At 67.2% G+C, this 479-nt stretch carries 1 protein-coding gene; it reads left to right on the plus strand.

Translation table 11 applies throughout. The features are described from left to right. The coding region (locus C5F75_RS04615; protein WP_181035374.1) for a TolC family protein at positions 1–479 on the plus strand (479 nt) is incomplete at both ends.

A 479-nucleotide genomic window follows, 5' to 3' on the forward strand; every position in this document is an offset into this window, starting at 1 on the left:
AACGCGAACATCGGCGCGGCGCGCGCGGCATTCTTCCCGCGTATCTCGCTGACGGGCGCGTTCGGCACCGGCAGCCCGACGCTCGGCGGTCTGTTCAAGGCCGGCACGGCCGCATGGTCGTTCGCGCCGCAGATCACGATGCCGATCTTCGAAGGCGGGCAGAACATCGCGAACCTGAATCTCGCGAACGTGCAGAAGCGCATCGAGATCGCGAACTACGAGAAGGCGATCCAGTCGGCGTTCCGCGAAGTGGCGGACGGCCTCGCCGCACGCGGCACGTACGACCAGCAGATCGCGGCGCTCGAGCGCAACGAGCACGCGCAGCAGCGGCGCTTCGACTTGTCGGACCTGCGGTACAAGAACGGCGTCGACAGCTACCTGTCGGTGCTAACCGCGCAGACGGATCTGTACTCGGCGCAGCAGTCGCTGATCAGCGCGCGTCTGGCCCGCTGGACGAACCTGGTCGACCTGTACCGCGC

The organism is Burkholderia anthinoferrum (assembly GCF_002925705.1).
Lineage (GTDB): Bacteria > Pseudomonadota > Gammaproteobacteria > Burkholderiales > Burkholderiaceae > Burkholderia > Burkholderia semiarida.